The 19,026-nt window shown below is 44.4% G+C and carries 14 protein-coding genes; 7 read left to right on the plus strand and 7 right to left on the minus strand.

Annotation, left to right across the window (positions count from 1 at the left end):
* Positions 1 to 150: 150 nt before the first annotated feature.
* Complete coding sequence (locus AACQ79_RS06700; protein WP_170898845.1) at positions 151 to 1,203, minus strand: UDP-glucose--hexose-1-phosphate uridylyltransferase; 1,053 nt, start codon at positions 1,201 to 1,203, stop codon at positions 151 to 153.
* A 53-nt stretch (positions 1,204 to 1,256) separates the two neighbouring features.
* Positions 1,257 to 2,270 (minus strand): UDP-glucose 4-epimerase GalE, encoded by a 1,014-nt coding sequence (gene galE, locus AACQ79_RS06705; RefSeq protein WP_013856138.1) that lies wholly within the window; start codon positions 2,268 to 2,270, stop codon positions 1,257 to 1,259.
* A gap of 292 nt (positions 2,271 to 2,562) precedes the next feature.
* Between galE and AACQ79_RS06710 the strand changes: the two genes are divergently transcribed.
* The 5 genes from AACQ79_RS06710 (at position 2,563) to AACQ79_RS06730 (ending at position 8,741) form a co-directional block, all read left to right on the plus strand.
* Complete coding sequence (locus tag AACQ79_RS06710) at positions 2,563 to 3,873, plus strand: MATE family efflux transporter (RefSeq protein WP_094150819.1); 1,311 nt, start codon at positions 2,563 to 2,565, stop codon at positions 3,871 to 3,873.
* Between the two features lie 114 nt (positions 3,874 to 3,987).
* The gene (chrA, locus tag AACQ79_RS06715) at positions 3,988 to 5,136 is read left to right on the plus strand and encodes a chromate efflux transporter (RefSeq protein WP_170898847.1); all 1,149 of its coding nucleotides are present in this window, start codon (positions 3,988 to 3,990) and stop codon (positions 5,134 to 5,136) included.
* A 224-nt stretch (positions 5,137 to 5,360) separates the two neighbouring features.
* Entirely contained in the window at positions 5,361 to 6,509 is a 1,149-nt protein-coding gene (locus tag AACQ79_RS06720) for an HD-GYP domain-containing protein (RefSeq protein WP_017047485.1), read from the plus strand.
* Between the two features lie 176 nt (positions 6,510 to 6,685).
* Complete coding sequence (locus tag AACQ79_RS06725) at positions 6,686 to 8,374, plus strand: AMP-binding protein (protein ID WP_013856134.1); 1,689 nt, start codon at positions 6,686 to 6,688, stop codon at positions 8,372 to 8,374.
* A 154-nt stretch (positions 8,375 to 8,528) separates the two neighbouring features.
* Entirely contained in the window at positions 8,529 to 8,741 is a 213-nt protein-coding gene (locus tag AACQ79_RS06730; protein WP_017046551.1) for a VF530 family protein, read from the plus strand.
* Between the two features lie 164 nt (positions 8,742 to 8,905).
* On the opposite strand, the gene fusA is transcribed toward AACQ79_RS06730, so the two are convergent.
* Both fusA and radA read right to left on the minus strand, forming a co-directional pair.
* A complete protein-coding gene (gene fusA, locus AACQ79_RS06735) occupies positions 8,906 to 10,999 on the minus strand; it encodes an elongation factor G (protein WP_017043055.1) in 2,094 nt (697 codons plus the stop codon).
* Positions 11,000 to 11,161: 162 nt separating this feature from the next.
* A complete protein-coding gene (gene radA, locus AACQ79_RS06740) occupies positions 11,162 to 12,541 on the minus strand; it encodes a DNA repair protein RadA (protein WP_013856131.1) in 1,380 nt (459 codons plus the stop codon).
* A 191-nt stretch (positions 12,542 to 12,732) separates the two neighbouring features.
* Here radA and AACQ79_RS06745 point away from each other — a divergent pair, with 191 nt between their 5' ends.
* Positions 12,733 to 15,078 (plus strand): PilZ domain-containing protein, encoded by a 2,346-nt coding sequence (locus AACQ79_RS06745; protein ID WP_170898849.1) that lies wholly within the window; start codon positions 12,733 to 12,735, stop codon positions 15,076 to 15,078.
* Between the two features lie 74 nt (positions 15,079 to 15,152).
* Here the strand turns inward: AACQ79_RS06745 and serB are convergent, their stop codons facing one another.
* Positions 15,153 to 16,133: a phosphoserine phosphatase gene (serB, locus tag AACQ79_RS06750; protein WP_170898851.1), complete on the minus strand. Its 981-nt coding sequence runs from the start codon at positions 16,131 to 16,133 to the stop codon at positions 15,153 to 15,155.
* Between the two features lie 187 nt (positions 16,134 to 16,320).
* Here serB and AACQ79_RS06755 point away from each other — a divergent pair, with 187 nt between their 5' ends.
* Positions 16,321 to 16,938 (plus strand): YtjB family periplasmic protein, encoded by a 618-nt coding sequence (locus tag AACQ79_RS06755; protein ID WP_026027378.1) that lies wholly within the window; start codon positions 16,321 to 16,323, stop codon positions 16,936 to 16,938.
* Positions 16,939 to 16,997: 59 nt separating this feature from the next.
* On the opposite strand, the gene deoD is transcribed toward AACQ79_RS06755, so the two are convergent.
* Positions 16,998 to 17,717 (minus strand): purine-nucleoside phosphorylase, encoded by a 720-nt coding sequence (gene deoD / locus AACQ79_RS06760; protein WP_013856127.1) that lies wholly within the window; start codon positions 17,715 to 17,717, stop codon positions 16,998 to 17,000.
* Positions 17,718 to 17,796: 79 nt separating this feature from the next.
* Positions 17,797 to 19,020 carry a phosphopentomutase gene (locus tag AACQ79_RS06765; protein ID WP_170898853.1) on the minus strand — a complete coding sequence of 408 codons (1,224 nt, stop codon included), beginning with the start codon at positions 19,018 to 19,020 and terminating at the stop codon, positions 17,797 to 17,799.
* Positions 19,021 to 19,026: the final 6 nt, after the last annotated feature.

The raw sequence follows: 19,026 nt of genomic DNA on the forward strand, positions 1-19,026 counted from the left end.
TAACCACTTAGCACTATGAAAAAAACTTTGTTAAGCCCAAGTCGTTGGAGGTGCAGCGAGGTGATAAGTAAATTCAGCCAATGAACATAGATTACCTATGTTCTTAGGGTGCGTTTACGCAGCAACAAAGCTACAACTTCACAGATGACGTTACTGCTCTTTGTAGTGAACATCACTTAGCTCGCGCAGACGCTGCGCCGCTTGTTCTGCGGTTAAATCTCGTTGGCTTTCAGCCAACATTTCATAACCCACCATAAACTTACGAATCGAGGCACTGCGCAGCAGTGGTGGGTAGAACAGTGCATGCAGTTGCCAATGGTCAATGTTCGTACCCTCTTCAAAGAAAGGCGCGTAATGCCAGCCCATAGAATAAGGGAAAGAACATTGGAACAGGTTGTCGTAACGGCTGGTCAGTTTTTTAATCGCAACGGCGAGATCGTCACGTTGCGCCTCACTCAACTCACTCATGCGACGGATATGCGTTTTTGGCAGCAACATGGTTTCAAATGGCCATGCAGCCCAGTAAGGCACAACAGCCACCCAATGCTCTGTTTCCAGCACAATGCGTGAGCCATCTTTCAGCTCAGCTTGCACATAATCCACCAGCAGGTTACTACCCTGTTGTTGGTAATACGCTTTTAGGTTGTGCTCCTTGCGTTCAATTTCATTGGGTAAGAAGCTATTAGCCCAGATTTGGCCGTGTGGGTGAGGCTGGGAACAACCCATGGTTTCACCTTTGTTCTCAAATGCTTGCACCCAAACGTACTCTTTACCTAACTCTTCGATTTGATCGTTCCACGTATCAATCACGCTGCGAATGTTGCCCACGGGTAACTCTGGCAGAGTTTTGCTGTGATCTGGAGAGAAACAAATCACTCGGCTCAAACCACGCACACCTTGAGTTTTGAATAGAGGGCTATCGGACTCCGGTGCATCTGGTGAATCTACCATCAGTGCTGCGAAGTCGTTGTTGAATACGTATGTACTTTGGTAGTCTGGGTTGACATCACCAGAGATACGCTCGTTTGTCGGGCAAAGAAAACACTTCTCATCATAACTTGGCAGTTCATCTACCGCTGGCTTTTCATCAGCCCCGCTCCAAGGGCGTTTGGCGCGATGTGGTGAGACTAAAATCCACTGCCCCGTGAGTGGGTTGTAGCGACGATGTGGGTGATCCACTGGGTTAAATTCAACATTCGACATATTGCTTACTCAATTATGCTATTTGATAGTCCGACGCGTCACGCCGGATAAAACTAGTACCCTTGCGGGTTATTGGATTGCCAATGCCATGTATCAGCAGCCATTTCATTGATACTGCGCGTCGCCTTCCAAGCCAGATCTCGCTCCGCTTTTGTGGTACTAGCCCAACACTCGGCAATATCACCCGGGCGTCGTGGGCAAATCTCATAAGCAATAGGAACACCACTTGCTTGAGCAAAGGCTGAAACTATCTCTAACACACTCGATCCGTTACCCGATCCAAGGTTGTAAATATGCCTTCCCGCTTTCATCGCAACCGTATTTAAAGCGGCCAAATGGCCATCGGCTAGATCCATCACATGAATGTAATCACGCACACCCGTACCATCCGGTGTGGGGTAGTCGCTACCAAATATGGATAACTTCTCGCGGCGCCCTACCGCAACTTGGGCAATAAACGGCATCAGATTATTCGGCACACCTTGCGGGTCTTCGCCCATAGTGCCCGAAGGGTGAGCCCCCACAGGGTTGAAGTAACGCAGTAAGGTCACACTCCAATCTGGCTCAGCAACCACTAAATCCGATAGGCACTGCTCAATCATATATTTGCTACGACCGTAAGGATTGGTGGTTGATCCGGTTGGAGAATCTTCAGTTATCGGCACGATTTCAGGATCGCCATACACTGTCGCCGATGAACTGAATACAATACTTTTCACTCCAGCTTTACGCATACTGCGCGCTAGCACCAACGAACCATTGACGTTATTGTCATAATATTCGAGCGGTTTTATCACGGATTCACCGACAGCTTTTAAACCTGCAAAATGAATCACAGCATCAATATTATGTTCAGCAAATACCTTATCGAGAAAGGCCTCATCACGGATATCACCATGATAAAACACGGGCGTTTTATCTGTCAGTGCATGGATACGGCTTAATACTTCAATCTTCGCGTTAGATAAGTTGTCAACGATAATGGGGTCGATACCCGCTTGTATCATTTGTACACAGGTATGACTTCCGATATAGCCCATACCGCCCGTCACTAATACTTTCACCATACTCTCCTATTGGGATACCGATAGAGGTTGATTTTCGCTTTTGAAAAAGTCTAACAGCCTTACTCGCTTTTAATCTGTGATCAAAACACCACAATGTAAACGTTTCCACGAAAACTCTAAAACAATTCCCTTCACTTAACTGATTTTATTTAAATTACGTATACAATACGCACAGGTAGGCTCTAGTGAGATGTTTTGCTGCCCACCACCTTGCACCATCATCTTCTCTAGTTCGACTTACCTTGCTGAGTTTTAGCCCATGACCCAAAGCCGTGTAGAACTGAATAACCGAATGAATATCGTCACTTTGACTTGGCCGATCTTTATTGAGATTTTATTACGGACGGCGATTAACACCAGTGATGTGTTTATGCTGAGTAGTTATTCAGACAAGGCTGTATCAGCGGTTGGGGTTATCACTCAAATCAATTTTTTCTTGCTGATTGTCTCAATGATGGTCAGCAGTGGTACTGGGATCCTAATTGGGCAATACAATGGCTCTGGCCGCCAAAGTGAATCGGCACATGTTGGGGTGGCCAGTTTACTGCTTGGATTAATCATTGGCTCATCGCTCAGTTTAGCCGCTTATTTGAGCGCTAATTCAGTCATGAATGCCTACGGCCTAGAAGCGCAGGTTGCACAATATGGCTATGAATATCTGGTTATCAGTGGCAGCTTTACAGTAAACGTTACCATCGGCATTGTACTGGCGACGATTTTGCGCAGTAACGGCTACTCCAAAGCGCCGATGTTCATTAATTTATTTGCCGGATTATTGAATATCATCGGTAACTATATTGCTATTTTTCAACCCTTTGGACTGCCCGTCTACGGTGTACAAGGGGTTGCGATATCAACAGTGTTCAGCCAAATTGTCAGCACTATTTTGCTGTACTACACCGTTAAGTACTACCACATATCACTACCGGTGAAAGAGTGGAAAATCATCCCGAAGCCGCTATACCAGAAGATCATCAAGATCGGCATGATGAATGCGGGAGAAATTCTTTCCTATAACATGATGCAACTGACGGTGATTTTTTTCGTTGTAAAAATGGGCACGGCTTCACTGGCCGCGTTTACTTATGCGCAAAATATTGCCCGTCTCGCCTTTGCATTCTCAGTGGCTCTTGGGCAAGCCGGGCAAATTCAAACTAGCTACTACATTGGTAAAGGTTGGGTGGATGAGATTCTGACTAAAGTACAACAATATTTTGTGGTTGGCTTTCTCGTCTCCAGCACATTGACGATCTCAATTTATCTACTGCGCGCTGACATCACCGCCCTCTTCACTTCTGATCCTGAGATAACGGCCTTGGTCGCAGGGTTAATTGCTGGCTCCATTGCAATGGAAGCTGGGCGCACGTTTAACCTAATTTTTATTGCCGCACTCAAAGGCGCAGGAGACATTCGCTTTCCAGTGCAGATGGGCATATTAAGCATGTGGACTTTTGGCGCAGGTTTAACTTACTTATTTGGCCTACATTGGGGATGGGGAGTTATGGGTGCATGGGTGGCCATTTCGGTGGATGAATGGTTTAGAGGCATCATCATGTTTAGGCGTTGGCGATCTAAGGCTTGGACTAAGTTTAAACTCAGTTAACCCATGCCTGTCTGTTTATCGTTTTTCTGCGGTTTACAAATGGTTAAGGATTAAATTTGAATCTGCTCAAACATCCTTTTAAAGTAGCGAAACAACGTCTCTTTAAGAGTGCTTATGCACATGTTTACTATTTTCAAAACTTTTTTTCTGCTTGGGTGGATAAGCTTTGGTGGGCCAGCCGCTCACATTGGTTATTTCCGCAATACATTCGTTGAAAAATTAAAATGGATTGAAGATAAAGAATACGCACAGATCGTTGCCTTAAGTCAGTTTTTGCCAGGGCCAGGTTCAAGCCAAGTTGGGTTTGCACTAGGATACCATCGTGGTGGCTTATTGGGTGGATGCGCCGCTTTTGCTGGTTTTACACTCCCTTCGGTTTTGATCATGGTTGCCCTTGCCATCGCCAGCAGCCAATTACTACAAACCCCCTTATTTCAAAACGTGATTCACGGCTTAAAACTGCTAGCCGTTGTGGTTGTCGCGGATGCCACATGGGGAATGTATAAAAACTTCTGTAAGAATCGCTTAACTGTTGGGTTGTGTGTGGCCACCGCTGTGATGCTGATTGTTGCACCCAGTATTGGAACGCAAATCGGAGTTCTCATTGCGGCAGCGCTGATCGGAGTGAAATGGCTCCCTAGTCAAGATTTAGCCACTGAACGTTCATTTGTCCCCACTTTCATCCCTTTCGCTCTCTTTATTGGCTTACTGGTCGGTTTACCTTTTGCCGCCCACTTAATGCCTGAAATCGCTCTATTTAACCACTTTTATCAAGCGGGTAGCTTAGTGTTTGGCGGTGGGCATGTCGTGCTTCCATTGCTGCAAAATTTAGTTGGCGACGCACTTGACCCGAATCTGTTTTTAACAGGATATGCCGCAGCACAAGCGGTTCCTGGTCCAATGTTTACCTTCGCCACTTACATTGGTTACGCTCTACTACCACAAGCGCCAATCTTAGGCGCAACTCTGGCGACCATTGCCGTCTTTTTGCCGGGTTTTTTGTTACTGCTCGGCGTGCTTAAAAATTGGCAAGCCTTAGCAAACTATCGATCAGTATCAGGAGCAATCAACGGTGTTAACGCCGCCGTCGTTGGTTTGCTGCTCTCAGCCTTATATCACCCTGTATTTACAAGCTCGGTCAGCAATCATCTAGATATGGCGATCGTTCTGACCGGTTTTTACCTACTAAAACAGCTCAAACTGCCTATTGTCTGGCTGGTTATATTCTTTATGCTCAGTGGTATTGCACTTGGATTAAACTGAAACTGGCCATACGCCTTGTGACTAAACATGGCGTCAAATAGCCGTATTTATCTAGTGACCCAGCGTCATCCAACTGCTTTCCAGTACCACCTCATATTGCTTGATTATATAACCCATTTTTTAGTTAAATTTAACGCACGCATCGCTTATCTGTTCTAAACTTATCAATTAGAAGAGCCTCTCCATTTCAACCTTGGAGACCCTGTAGCGCAGAGGAACACGCGATGGATACGCATAGCAAAGGTTGCGAGCACGCCTATTTTCCACATGTTGGTCCACTCAATAAGCAACTGGCTAACATACACCAACGAATGCAAGTCAAAGTCCCAGAGATTGACCGTATCTCTTTTGCGCTATACGACCATCATCATGATAATTTGAAAACCTACGCCGACAGCACCTTTCACGGGGGCGAGCTTATACATTACGAGTTTCCACTTGCTGAGCTTCCAGTCCTTAAGCAATGTGCACAAAACGGCCAGAGTCGTAGCGTTGAAAATATCCCAATCCAATTGAAGCCAGACTATCCTCATACTCGCTGGCTAATTGAGCAAGGTTATTGTTCATCACTGGCGATTCCGACTTACCACCAGCAAGCATTTATTGGCTTTATTTTCCTCAACTCGTGTCAAAGCCATTTGTTTACCGAACAGGTAAGGCAGAATGTAGAACCTTTTATTGAGATGATTCGCTTTGCAGTTTGCTCTGAATACGATTTAGTCCACACTATTTTAGAGACTGTAAATTTGACTCAAGCGCGCTCCCCAGAGCATCAACTGGAATCGAAAGAGCATAAAGAACGTATTAGCTGTTATGCCAAAGTCATCGCTACTGAGGTTGCTGACATTTATCAACTGGATGATGAAACCATTGATAACATCATCCAGTTTTCGCGCTATCACGACATAGGCAAACTTGCCCTACCGACAAGCTTATTACTTAACCCAAATTCATTAGATAAACCAGAGCGCGCTCAACTGTATAGCCACATAGAAAAAGGGATTGAAATCATTAATCAAATTATTGATGACATAGGTACACCTGATCACCCTTGCATATCCATATTAAAAGAGATCGTCGCTTATCATCATGAGTTTTTGGATGGCAGTGGCTATCCTTACGGCCTAATGCAAGACAATATCCCGATATCGGCACGCATTATTGCTGTTGCCAACGTCTTTGATGCCTTAACAAGCCATCGTCCATACAAACAAGCTTGGTCTGTTCCTTTTGCCCTTCTCGAACTGGAAAAAATGGTCGTGAGCGGCAAGCTTGATAAACACTGTGTCAATGCCCTTCGCTATCATCAAGATTACTTAAAACATGTGATTGATATTCACCCAGAAATCGACCCGAAGGATAGATTCAACTGAACAGAAATAAACGTCACTCTGAGGTAATAGTGTCAAAATAAGAAAGTGAATCCAGCGCGCAACTTTAACGTTTAGTAACTACAATCTTCTTTTACCTAACCATTCCACCATGCTAAAGTTAACAAAACATTAACATAAGAATAATAATATTTTTGCCAATAACATGGAGTTAGAGAATGATTCAGCCTAACGAGTTAAGCAAAGCAACTTGTGCTCTCCCACCACCGAATGAAATGATCTTGAAATGGGCAGCGGAACGCCCCAACCAAGTTTATTTAAGACAAATTATTAACCGAAAATTTGTTGAATACACCTATGCTGAAGTGGCCGACAAAGCACTCAGGCTCGCCTCGGCGCTACAAGCGCTAGGGGCAAAACCCCAAGATAAAATTGCACTCATTTCCAAAAACTGCGCTGAATGGTTTGTGTGTGATCTCGCAATGATGCTCGGCGACTTTGTCAGTGTTCCCATTTTTCCAACAGCTGGCGCCGATACCATCGAATACTGCCTCACCCATAGCGAAACAAAAATAGTCATTGTAGGTAAACTCGATAACGGCCAAGCCACCCAACAAGTATTGAGCCATTTGCCAGATATCATCAGTATTGCGCTACCCTATGATTCTGCTCCCACTTGCGATCACCTGTTTACAAAATTGATTGAGCACTATCCGCCAAGCACAGAACGCCCTGTACATCATGACAATAAGTTGATGTCTTTAGTCTATACATCGGGTACGTCGGGCTTGCCGAAAGGGGCTATGCTGACCTACGGTGCATTTAGCTGGTCAGCTCAGCAGCTTATAAACCACATTGGCATTCAAGAAAACGACCGTTTATTTTCCTACCTCCCTTTGGCTCATATTACTGAACGTGTTTATATTTTTGGCTCTTCCATCATGGGTGGGGTACAAACGGCTTTCCCTGAATCATTAGACACCTTTATTGAAGATGTCAAAATGCAGCGCCCGACGCTCTTTATCTCAGTACCAAGGTTATGGACTCTATTTCAGCAACGCATTCAAGACAAATTACCGCAGAAAAAGCTCAATTTTCTGCTAAAGATCCCTTTTGTAAGCACGCTGATTAAGAAGAAACTTGCTGATGGCTTAGGGCTTGATCAAGCACGTGTGCTTGGTTGTGGCTCTGCTCCCGTATCACCGGCGTTATTAGAGTGGTATCACCAAATTGGGCTAAACATTACCGAAGCTTGGGGCATGACAGAATCTTTTGCTTATAGCACCCTGAACTACCCGTTTAGAGCCGACAAATTGGGGTCGGTTGGACGAGCAGGCCCAGGAATCGAACTTAAAATCGCTAATAATGATCATGAGATTATGGTGCGTGGCCAAGGACTATTTTCTGGCTATTATAAAAATGACATTGCAACTCAAGAGTCATTTGATAAAGAAGGATGGCTACATACTGGCGATATCGGTTTTATTGATGCTGAAGGTTATCTCACCATTCAAGGGCGCAAAAAGGACACATTTAAAACAGCCAAAGGCAAGTTTGTGGCTCCCGTACCTATCGAAAATAAACTGTTCGAATACACTCGAGTCGAGATGATGTGTCTGATTGGCTTAGGGCTTCCCGCCCCTATTTTGCTGGTTGTTCCACATAATTTTCCTCACTTTGATCGCGTTCGTTATGAGCGTACTACTCAAAAAGTCATTAAGCGGATGAATGAGGAATTGGAATCGCATGAGCAAATCAAAGGCGTGCTAATGATAAAGGAGCCATGGTCAATCGAAAATGGTGTCCTCACTCCTACCTTAAAAATCAAGCGGCATGTATTAGAACAGAAATATCATGAAATGGGGCACAATTGGCCAAAAGGACAACTGGTTGTTTGGGAAGAGTAATCCATTCTAATTGAGCAGGTTGGACTTAACCTCTAACCTGCCAATACACCAAGTTTTCACACTAACAACCTCCTATATTGCCTAATATTTTGTCCTAATTTAACTCCTGTGCCTGCTATACTTAGCTTAAATAACGCCATTGAATAATTGGATCATGACACAAGATAATAACCCGCTGCATGGGGTCACTTTAGAAAAACTACTCACGGAGCTCGTTGAATACTATGGCTGGGAAGAGCTCAGCTATATGGTCAATATTAACTGCTTTAAAAAGGATCCGAGTATTAAATCAAGCTTGAAGTTTTTACGTAAAACTGAATGGGCACGTATTAAAGTTGAAGAAATCTATATCAACCTTAAGGGCTAACTAAACGATATGAATTGAGTGGTATAAACTACCTTCACCCAGCAGTTTCCACTTCGGTTCTGCTTTTATCGGTTTTTATGCCTTTTTCTATTTCGTTGTTACATAAAAAAGCCCCACCAGCTTTCACTGGTGGGGCTTTTTACGTTCAGCTTAGCTTTTAAGAATTACTTCTTATCTGCTTCTTTACGTGCTTTAACGTCAGCAATAACTTGCTCTGCAACGTTTGCAGGACATGCAGCGTAGTGTGAGAACTCCATAGAGAACTGACCACGACCAGATGTCATTGTACGTAGGTGACCGATATAACCAAACATTTCAGATAGAGGAACGTTCGCTTTAATACGTACACCTGTTACGCCAGCTTCTTGATCTTTAATCATGCCACGACGACGGTTAAGGTCACCGATAACATCACCAACGTGATCTTCTGGAGTAAACACGTCAACGTGCATAATTGGCTCTAGAAGTTGAGCGCCAGCTTTAGGCATAGATTGACGGAATGCACCTTTCGCTGCGATTTCAAATGCGATTGCAGATGAGTCAACTGCGTGGAAGCCACCATCGAACAGTTCAACTTCAACGTCTAATACAGGGAACCCAGCAAGAACACCTTGGTCCATCATAGACTTAAAGCCTTTCTCTACCGCAGGCCAGAATTCTTTAGGTACGTTACCACCAACAACTACTGATTTGAACGTGAAACCTGAATTTGGCTCACCTGGTTTGATACGGTAGTCGATCTTACCGAACTGACCAGAACCACCAGACTGTTTCTTATGCGTATAGCTGTCTTCAATTGCTTTAGTGATAGTTTCACGGTAAGCAACTTGAGGAGCACCAACGATAAGATCAATGCCGTGTGTACGCTTAAGGATATCAACTTTGATATCTAGGTGAAGTTCACCCATACCTTTTAGGATGGTTTCGCCAGTTTCTTCATCAGACTCAACTTGGAATGATGGATCTTCTGAAACCATTTTACCTAGCGCAATACCTAACTTCTCAGAACCGCCTTTGTCTTTAGGAGCAACAGCGATAGAGATTACAGGCGTTGGGAAAATCATTGGCTCAAGAGTACATTCGTGTTTAGGATCACATAGAGTGTGACCAGTTTTCACGTTTTTCATACCAACGATAGCGATGATATCACCCGCTTGAGCGGAATCAAGTTCGTTACGATCGTTCGCGTGCATCTCAACCATACGGCCAATACGCTCAGTCTTACCAGTAGCACTGTTAAGAATGGTGTCACCTTTCTTCAGTTTACCAGAATAAATACGGATAAACGTTAGGGCACCAAAACGGTCATCCATGATCTTGAATGCAAGTGCGCGGAATGGTTCGTCAACAGAAACTGTTGCAACTTTACCAGTAGGCTCACCTGTTTCAGGATCAGTCAGATCTTGAGGTACAACTTCAGCTGGAGCTGGAAGATAATCAACAACGGCATCTAGTAGAAGTTGCATGCCTTTGTTTTTGAATGCTGAACCACAGAATGTAGGGAAGAACGCTAATTCACGAGTACCCTTACGGATACAAGCTTTTAGTTGCTCAATAGTTGGCTCTTCGCCTTCCATATAAGCCATCATTAGCTCGTCGTCTTGCTCTACTGCAGTTTCGATTAGCATTTCACGGTATTCTTCAACTTGCTCTACCATGTCTGCTGGAATTTCTTTGATTTCGTAGTTTTCTGGCTGACCTGAATCATCCCAAACGTAAGCTTGACGGTTTAATACGTCAACAACGCCAACGAATTCGTCTTCACGACCAATTGGAAGAGTCATAACAAGTGGGTTTGCGCCAAGAACTTTCTTCACTTGTCCTACAACGCGGAAGAAGTCTGCACCCATACGGTCTAGTTTGTTTACGAAGATCAGACGAGCTACTTCTGAATCGTTCGCGTAACGCCAGTTAGTTTCTGACTGAGGTTCAACACCGCCAGAACCACAGAATACACCAACACCGCCATCAAGAACTTTCAGAGAACGGTAAACTTCAACTGTGAAGTCAACGTGCCCAGGAGTATCGATAACGTTAAAACGGTGATCTTTCCAGAAACAAGTCGTCGCTGCTGATTGAATTGTGATACCGCGTTCAGCTTCTTGATCCATGAAATCCATGGTAGAAGCGCCATCGTGTACTTCACCTGTACGGTGGATTTTACCAGTAAGCTTAAGAATACGCTCAGTGGTAGTGGTTTTACCGGCATCAACGTGCGCGAAAATACCAATGTTTCTGTATTTTGATAAATCTGCCATTGTCTTACTCTGTTAATAAGGTATAAAGTGCGCGCAGAGTATATCACAATCTGTCAAGACTGATACCCTTGCATACGCTTGCTTGAAAAAAAATATAGTACGGTTACGAACTGTCGGTGAAATATAGGTCATAACCGTAAAAGAGGCGAGTTTAATTAAGATTTATAACTCATCAAATGCTTCAATTGCTTCAGATAATTTCTTCACACCGTGCAATTGCATGCCAGGTATTCCACCTTTAGGCATATTCGCCATCGGAATAATTGCTTTCTTAAAACCATGTTTAAATGCTTCATTTAATCGCTCTTGACCACTAGGTACTGGGCGAATTTCTCCGGCCAAACCGACTTCGCCAAACACGACAACATCTTTAGCAAGTGGTTTATCTCTGAAGCTTGAAAGCAGTGCCATCAGAAGAGCTAAATCGGCGCTTGTTTCCGTCACTTTAACGCCACCAACCACATTAACAAACACATCTTGATCGGACATTTGTAAGCCACCGTGCTTGTGAAGCACTGCTAACAATAAAGATAAGCGATTTTGCTCAAGCCCAACGGCGACCCGCCTTGGGTTCGCTAATTGTGAATAGTCAACCAGTGCTTGGATCTCCACTAGTAGTGGACGCGTTCCTTCCCATACGACCATCACCGAACTGCCTGAAGTATCTTCTTCGCCTCGCGAAAGGAAAATGGCAGAAGGATTACTCACTTCACGCAAGCCCTGTCCCGTCATGGCAAAAACGCCGAGTTCATTGACCGCACCAAATCGGTTCTTGTGACTGCGCAATGTACGAAAACGACTATCAGTCCCTCCGTCGAGCAATACCGAGCAGTCAATAATATGCTCTAGCACTTTTGGGCCAGCCAAAGAACCGTCTTTAGTAACGTGTCCGACTAAAAATACGGCAACGTTATTTTGCTTAGCGTAGCGTGTAAGCGTTGTCGCAGACTCGCGCACTTGTGCCACCGTACCGGGAGAGGATTGGACGTCGGCCACATGCATCACTTGAATTGAGTCTATGACCATGATGCGGGGCTGCTCTTTTTCAGCGATTTGGCAAATGCGATCTACATTGGTTTCCGACAGCATTTTAAGCTTATCTTTAGGTAAACCAAGACGAGAGGCTCGCATCGCGACTTGCTGAAGCGATTCTTCACCCGTGACATACAAAGCAGGCATTGACGCTGCGAGCTGACACATGGTTTGCAGCAATAAAGTCGATTTCCCAGCGCCAGGGTTACCACCGATTAAAATCGCCGCGCCGGGTACGACACCACCACCCAATACTCGGTCCAACTCTTTAAAGCCGCTAGAAAACCGTGGAACTTCCTGCAGATTAATATCCGACAGCACTTGGACTTGTGATTCCGTTACCGCCCCAGCGTAACCACCTAGTCGCTCATTACGTGCAACCTGCGGCGATGCTGCCAAGCGTACTTCGGTGATAGTATTCCATGCACCACAAGCACTACATTGACCTTGCCAACGCGGAAAATCTGCGCCGCAATCATTACATACATAGGCGCGTTTTGCTTTTGCCATGCTTCCTCAACAATTCCTGTTTCTTGTTGGTAACCTATACTTTTCAAGCTTAAAGATTAAACTGTTAAGTAATCATGAAGTGATATAGGTTGATTTACGTTTAAATAAAGGTTGAACCTTCGCAACAGATAACTAAAGATTATGATAACGATGCCGATTAATCTTTAAGACGGACACTCTAACAGAAAAGTATGCAGCAATCTGAAATTCTATCAATCGCAGAGCGTTTGATCCCAGCTTACCGTTCATCTGATTTTGAACATCTTCTTTCTCAAATGACAGAAGATGAATCCCCGTCGGCAAAATTACTGGTCAAAATGGAGCTCAATCGCATCATGGCTCCTTGTGTTAAAAGTATTGACTTGCGAGGTCGGGTACAAGGGGAATGCCGAGAATATGAATTAGATGGCCGCAAACATTGGTTCGACGATGTGGCCTTTAACGCGTATCACAAAGGGGTCAAAAAATTTGGTGCGTACACGGAAGGTGTATGGGAAGCATTAAACAATACGCCAAACAACTTCCGTGTGATGCAACAACGTGGTGCCCAAAACCCACAAAAAGACGGTGGTGGCAGTACGTTTTTTGAGGCTGAGCCAATTAAGCTTGGTTATGATCTCAAGCGTCAAGAAAATCGCTTGAAAGTCACCTCACAAGTTGAAATTCACCTACCTAGTAAACAGCTGGTCAATGGCCTCAGTGTTGATCTATCTGTTTCGGGTGCAAAATTTAAAGTTCCCGCCGCTTTTAACTACAAGCTCGGTGAGGTGATCAAAGTCTATTTTTCCGAACTCAACAAAACGTCAGAAGTGGTTGGACTGCACCACGCCATTGAATATCGTATTTTAGGTATTGATGAGTCTTACGATAACGATGCCGTGAAATTTCTGCGTACACTAAAACTTTCCGACACTAACATCATCGAAAAAGTGATTACTGAATCGCTGCAAAATAACACTCAAAAAGCGCGCCACGATAACCAAGATAAACTCATCCGAGCTCGAACCCGTGGTTACGAGCACACCTATTTAAAACACACCTGTAACTTACCAGTGTTTTTTAGTGGCAGTGAATTGAAGTTGGTGCTGCTGACTGAAAATAACCAACCAATCTGGCAATACTGGCACGACGAGCGTAATCAACAAGCACTCGGTTCGTTATTCAATAAAGAGCGGATGGAACAGTTAACCAAGCCGGGGATGCGGGGTAGCAATAATGTGCTTTATGCTTTTAAGCATGAACATCAGGAAAAAACGCTCTTTTTTTCAATGATGATGCCAGAGGCCAACCGTGAACAAAGAAAAATGTTTTGGCATGTTGGCGCTCGTCGACAAAGTTGGAAAGCGTTTCGCTTATTTGTCTTTGAACTCTCGGATGAAGAGCGTCAAGAACTTGCGGTTCATGCCCATGAATTGTCAGATCGCTCAAGCCACTTAACGCACTGTGGCGTTTTACAAGAAATTGGCGATGAGGATTCGGCAAAAGATTACCTATTGACTGACAAACCCAATTTACCCAATAGCGAACTCAATAAATTTCGTCATCCAAGGCAAATCATTGGTCAACCTACAGGCATTTATTTTGATGCTCGCTCGCGTAGAAAAGAGCCTCGTTACCAATTCAAGACACCGCTAACCATCACCTCAGACTCTGGAGTAAATGCGACTGGCCATACGGTTGATTTATCCAAACGTGGTTTAAGTATTATTGTTGATACACCACTACCAGTGAAAGCAGGCGATAACGTCACCATCAATTACCACGAATTACAGCTTTACGACAAAAAGCTGCCACTGCATAGCCTTCCCTATAATGTCATTCGAATTGGGCCCGAAGGTCGGCGTCTACAATTGGTGATAGAAGAAAATATACATACCATCAAAACAATCGCTTTTTTCAATAGCATTATTGAAAACAATCAAGATAAGTTGTTACAGAAAGAAGAAGTGCTACCAAGTCATAACTTGCTGGAAGGGTTGCACAACATTTTGCTTGATAAGATGATAAGTTCGCCAATTTTCGTTGATAAACACGGTGCAAATTTACGCCCTAAAGTGATTGGCGTGAATTATCCCTTGCCGCCTCATCTTGTGTTACTGGCTAAATTAGGCCAAGAAAATCGCATCACGTTAGAGCCAATATTCAAAGGTCACACCAATACGCTACTGGCTAAACCGATGCGGCGCATTGAAGGAGCGATACCGCAATATCACGACGTTTATATTGCGGCAATCAAATTTGGCACGCGTATTCAATCAATCCAATCGAAATTATTAAGTGATTTTGAAAACACTAAAGAGCGTATTGATTTCATTCAAAAAGCGCAGCACATGGGTGAAATTTACATCTTGAGGATTTGCAGTGCACCCGTCTTTGACCCAATAACTACGCTGCTGCGCAGTGATCTCAATGAGTTGGCACAAATTAGTCTTCATCACGCTCGTACGTTAGAAAAAGAGATCACCTCGATCATTGGTTATGGTGAAATTATTGATATTACAGAAGAAGTATTAATTCGATTAGAACTAACTTTGTAATAGAGACTGATTTTGTAATAGAGAGAGTGAGCATCGCCCACTCTCTTATCTCTCACGGTTGGGCCTTACTTAACTTAAGGTTTCACTTTCCAACTGAGTTTTTGCTGCTTCACCAATGAGGCAGAGAGAATACAGAGCACGCCGCCAAGGCCTGCAAAACGCACAGCCGCTTGCGCTTTTGCTTCCACTTTAGGTTTTGCGTGATAAGCAACGCCTAACCCTGCCGCAGCCATCATAACTAAATCATTAGCCCCATCGCCAACCGCGACAGTATTGTGCAATTCAATCTCATAACGTTGTGCTAACTCAACCAAAATATCGGCTTTGGTTTGTGCCGAAACGACATCACCTAGTACTTGACCAGTAAGCTTGCCATCAACAATTTCCAACGTATTGGATTGCGCATGATCAAGTTGCAGTTCGCTTTTTAAATAATCTGAAAAATAGGTAAAGCCACCGGATGCAATCGCCGTTTTCCACCCCAATGCATGCAGTGTCGCCACCAGTTCACGTAAATCGGGCATCATGGGTAATGTAGAGCGAACCGCTTCAAGAATCGACTCATCGGCACCAGCAAGCTTTCCAACCCGCTGACGCAAGCTTTGCTCAAAATCCAATTCACCTTGCATCGCTCGCTCAGTGACTTCGGCTACCTCCTCTCCGACACCCGATAACTTAGCTATCTCATCAATGCATTCAATTTGAATCGCCGTGGAGTCCATATCCATCACAATCAAACCCGGTTTAGAAAGGTCTGGTACTTCACACAAACGGGCATAATCAATTTCGAGCCCTTGTAAAATTTTCTCGTGCTCTGTCGTCAGCTCACCTGACATCAGCGCCACTTCATAATGTCCCACTTTCCACATATCGAGGACAGCGTTGTAGTAACCGGTAAAAAAATCAATATCATCAAAGTGTTGAGTGGAGAGATAAGGTGCAAAAACAATCCAACTTGCTTTTGCTTTGTCAAATTGTGAAGAGAAACGAGTTTCAGGCAAGCGGTTGAGCAGCGTTGTGTGCCTTTTGATCGGCAATGTTTTGAGGGCATCCATGTTTATCATTCCTTAATCAATCCTTTTCCTTCAGCCTGCTTAAACGCACCACAAGCAAAATGGGATCAACTCGATTCAATGCTCGAGTATCAATAAATGGGTGTATGCCCCTGACGTTACCCTATTGCAATTTAAAAACGCAAGTCTCAATATGAGTAAAGTTTTTATTTATCCAATCAGGTGGGTTATGGACGGCTCTTTATTTTCATTTCGCGTCGCAATTCGTGTGCTTACCGTCATTTTATTAGCAGGCATGTTCTTCTTTACCGTAAAAAACAGCGTTGTGATCAGTAAAGGTAACGAACGAATTCAGGCCAACCAACTAGAAACATTAACTAAGGTTTTGATTTCACAGGCATCATTATCTGCGGGCAGCATGATATCAGAGCAAGATCAAGAGCGCCTGCTAGCCCTTACCAACCAGTTAGCTCAAGACAAACTGGTGTTTGATGCCACCATTTATGATTCCGAAGGGGTCAAATTAGCCGCCAGCGATAACGCGTTAAGCGTACGCGAAGTATTAGGATTGGATACACCACTGCGCACGGCCAGCATTGGCCGTCAGCAACTGGTTGAGCCTGTATATCATGAAAGCAGTATTATTGGTTTTATCCGCATTACTTTTGAAACTGGCCGCGTCACCGCAATTTCAGATCACCACTATCGTAAAAGTGATCGCTACATGTATCTCATGCTGCTAACCAGCTTTGTCAGCGGTGTATTGCTCACACTGCTACTACTGCGTCGAAAACCGAAGAGTGGTGGTGAGAACCTGCTGCTACAGAATGTGGATGATATGACTTAGCAGGCTTTGTAAATAAAAAAAACCTCAGTTGCGACACTGAGGTTTTTTATAAAAGAATATTATTGAGCGTCGCCAATCAATACTGAATCTAACGCAATTTCAATCATTTCATTGAAAGTGTTTTGACGCTCTTCTGAAGTCGTTTGCTCGCCAGTTTTGATGTGATCAGACACAGTGCAAATCGTCAGTGCTTTTGCGCCATATTCCGCCGCTACGCCGTAGATTCCTGCCGCTTCCATTTCTACACCAACAATGCCGTATTTATCCATCACATCGAACATCTCTGGATCTGGCGTGTAGAAAAGCTCTGCGGAGAACAAGTTACCCACTTTCACGTTAATACCACGCGCCGTAGCCGCTTCTTCTGCGGCTTTAACCATTTTGTAATCGGCAATCGCAGCAAAGTCGTGGTCTTTAAAACGGATGCGGTTAACTTTGGAATCGGTACAAGCCCCCATACCAATCACAACATCACGCACTTTGATATCGTCGCTGACCGCACCACAGCTTCCGACACGGATCACTTTTTTCACGCCAAAATCTTTGATAAGTTCCGTCACGTAAATTGAGCATGAAGGGATCCCCATGCCATGGCCCATTACCGAAATTTTACGACCTTTGTACGTCCCTGTATAACCAAACATGTTGCGGACATCACACACTTGAACCACATCATCAAGGAAAGTTTCTGCGATGTATTTTGCGCGAAGTGGGTCACCCGGCATTAAAACAACGTCTGCAAATGCACCCATTTCAGCATTAATATGTGGAGTTGCCATTAAAAGTATCCTTTATCTAAATTGACCAAAGAATAGAGAGTGATCTCTCTATTCATCCTCAAAAAATGAATCGCTACGCTTACTGTAAGAAATTAGTGCCGTAATCCATCGCAGACGTACCGAAATAGTGCGCCAGTGACTGACCAATATCAGCAAACGTCTCACGGCGGCCCAATGAACCGGGGGCCACTTTATGCCCATAAATCAAGACTGGAATGTGCTCGCGCGTATGATCCGTACCCGGCCAAGTTGGATCGCAACCATGGTCCGCTGTAAGAATAAGTACATCGTCCTCTTCCATTAACTCAAGCACTTGTGGCAGACGCTTGTCAAAGTACTCCAGTGCCGCAGCATAGCCCGCTACATCACGGCGATGGCCATAAGCAGAATCAAAATCAACGAAGTTAGTGAAGACGATGGTGTTATCTTTCGCTTGTTTGATTTGTTCTAGTGTTGCATCAAATAAAGCCGGGATGCCTGTCGCTTTGACTTTATGAGTGATGCCGCAGTAGGCGTAAATATCAGCAATTTTACCAATAGAAACCACGTTACCTTGCTTCTCATCAACCAATTTTTGCAGCACGGTCGCCGCTGGCGGCTCAACGGATAAATCACGACGGTTGCCAGTACGAGCAAATTCTCCCGCTTTCGGGCCAATGAACGGGCGCGCAATCACGCGGCCAATGTTGTAATCCGCCAATTCTTCACGTGCGATCTGGCAAAGTTCTAACAAACGATCAAGACCAAACGTCTCTTCGTGACAAGCAATTTGGAACACTGAGTCAGCCGAGGTATAGAAAATCGGTTTACCCGTTTTCATGTGCTCTTCACCCAAATCATCTAAAACCTGAGTGCCTGATGCATGGCAGTTACCAAGAAAACCATCCAAACCTGCGCGTTCAATAATGCGATCGGTCAGCTCTTTCGGGAAACTATTTTGCTTATCGCTGAAATAACCCCATTCAAACAGCACAGGAACACCAGCAATTTCCCAGTGACCCGAAGGAGTATCTTTACCTGATGAAAGCTCAGCTGCGTGGCCGTACGCACCGATAATATCAGCGTTGGCATCAAGCCCCGGAGCAAAACGCCCCGTTGACTCTTTATGCGCCATGGCAAGCCCCAGTTTCGATAAGTTTGGCAGCGTCAATGGGCCCTGGCGATCCACGTTATTCGCTTCGCCTTTAGCACATTGGTCTGCGATGTGGCCCAAAGTGTCAGCGCCAACATCACCAAATTGTGGTGCATCAGCGGTTTCGCCGATACCAAATGAATCTAATACTAAAATAAATGCTCTTTTCATTGCTCT

This window comes from Vibrio sp. 3-2(1) (genome assembly GCF_963887575.1).
Lineage (GTDB): Bacteria > Pseudomonadota > Gammaproteobacteria > Enterobacterales > Vibrionaceae > Vibrio > Vibrio anguillarum.

What these genes read in the sequence shown, in the direction of transcription:
- AACQ79_RS06720 (WP_017047485.1), top strand. Translation starts at nt 5,361, where the DNA reads ATGGATACGCATAGCAAAGGTTGCGAGCACGCCTATTTTCCACATGTT.
- AACQ79_RS06730 (WP_017046551.1), top strand. Translation starts at nt 8,529, where the DNA reads ATGACACAAGATAATAACCCGCTGCATGGGGTCACTTTAGAAAAACTA.
- deoD (WP_013856127.1), bottom strand. Translation starts at nt 17,717, where the DNA reads ATGGCAACTCCACATATTAATGCTGAAATGGGTGCATTTGCAGACGTT.
- AACQ79_RS06745 (WP_170898849.1), top strand. Translation starts at nt 12,733, where the DNA reads ATGCAGCAATCTGAAATTCTATCAATCGCAGAGCGTTTGATCCCAGCT.
- AACQ79_RS06725 (WP_013856134.1), top strand. Translation starts at nt 6,686, where the DNA reads ATGATTCAGCCTAACGAGTTAAGCAAAGCAACTTGTGCTCTCCCACCA.
- fusA (WP_017043055.1), bottom strand. Translation starts at nt 10,999, where the DNA reads ATGGCAGATTTATCAAAATACAGAAACATTGGTATTTTCGCGCACGTT.
- AACQ79_RS06700 (WP_170898845.1), bottom strand. Translation starts at nt 1,203, where the DNA reads ATGTCGAATGTTGAATTTAACCCAGTGGATCACCCACATCGTCGCTAC.
- galE (WP_013856138.1), bottom strand. Translation starts at nt 2,270, where the DNA reads ATGGTGAAAGTATTAGTGACGGGCGGTATGGGCTATATCGGAAGTCAT.
- serB (WP_170898851.1), bottom strand. Translation starts at nt 16,133, where the DNA reads ATGGATGCCCTCAAAACATTGCCGATCAAAAGGCACACAACGCTGCTC.
- AACQ79_RS06755 (WP_026027378.1), top strand. Translation starts at nt 16,321, where the DNA reads ATGGACGGCTCTTTATTTTCATTTCGCGTCGCAATTCGTGTGCTTACC.
- AACQ79_RS06710 (WP_094150819.1), top strand. Translation starts at nt 2,563, where the DNA reads ATGAATATCGTCACTTTGACTTGGCCGATCTTTATTGAGATTTTATTA.
- AACQ79_RS06765 (WP_170898853.1), bottom strand. Translation starts at nt 19,020, where the DNA reads ATGAAAAGAGCATTTATTTTAGTATTAGATTCATTTGGTATCGGCGAA.
- radA (WP_013856131.1), bottom strand. Translation starts at nt 12,541, where the DNA reads ATGGCAAAAGCAAAACGCGCCTATGTATGTAATGATTGCGGCGCAGAT.
- chrA (WP_170898847.1), top strand. Translation starts at nt 3,988, where the DNA reads ATGCACATGTTTACTATTTTCAAAACTTTTTTTCTGCTTGGGTGGATA.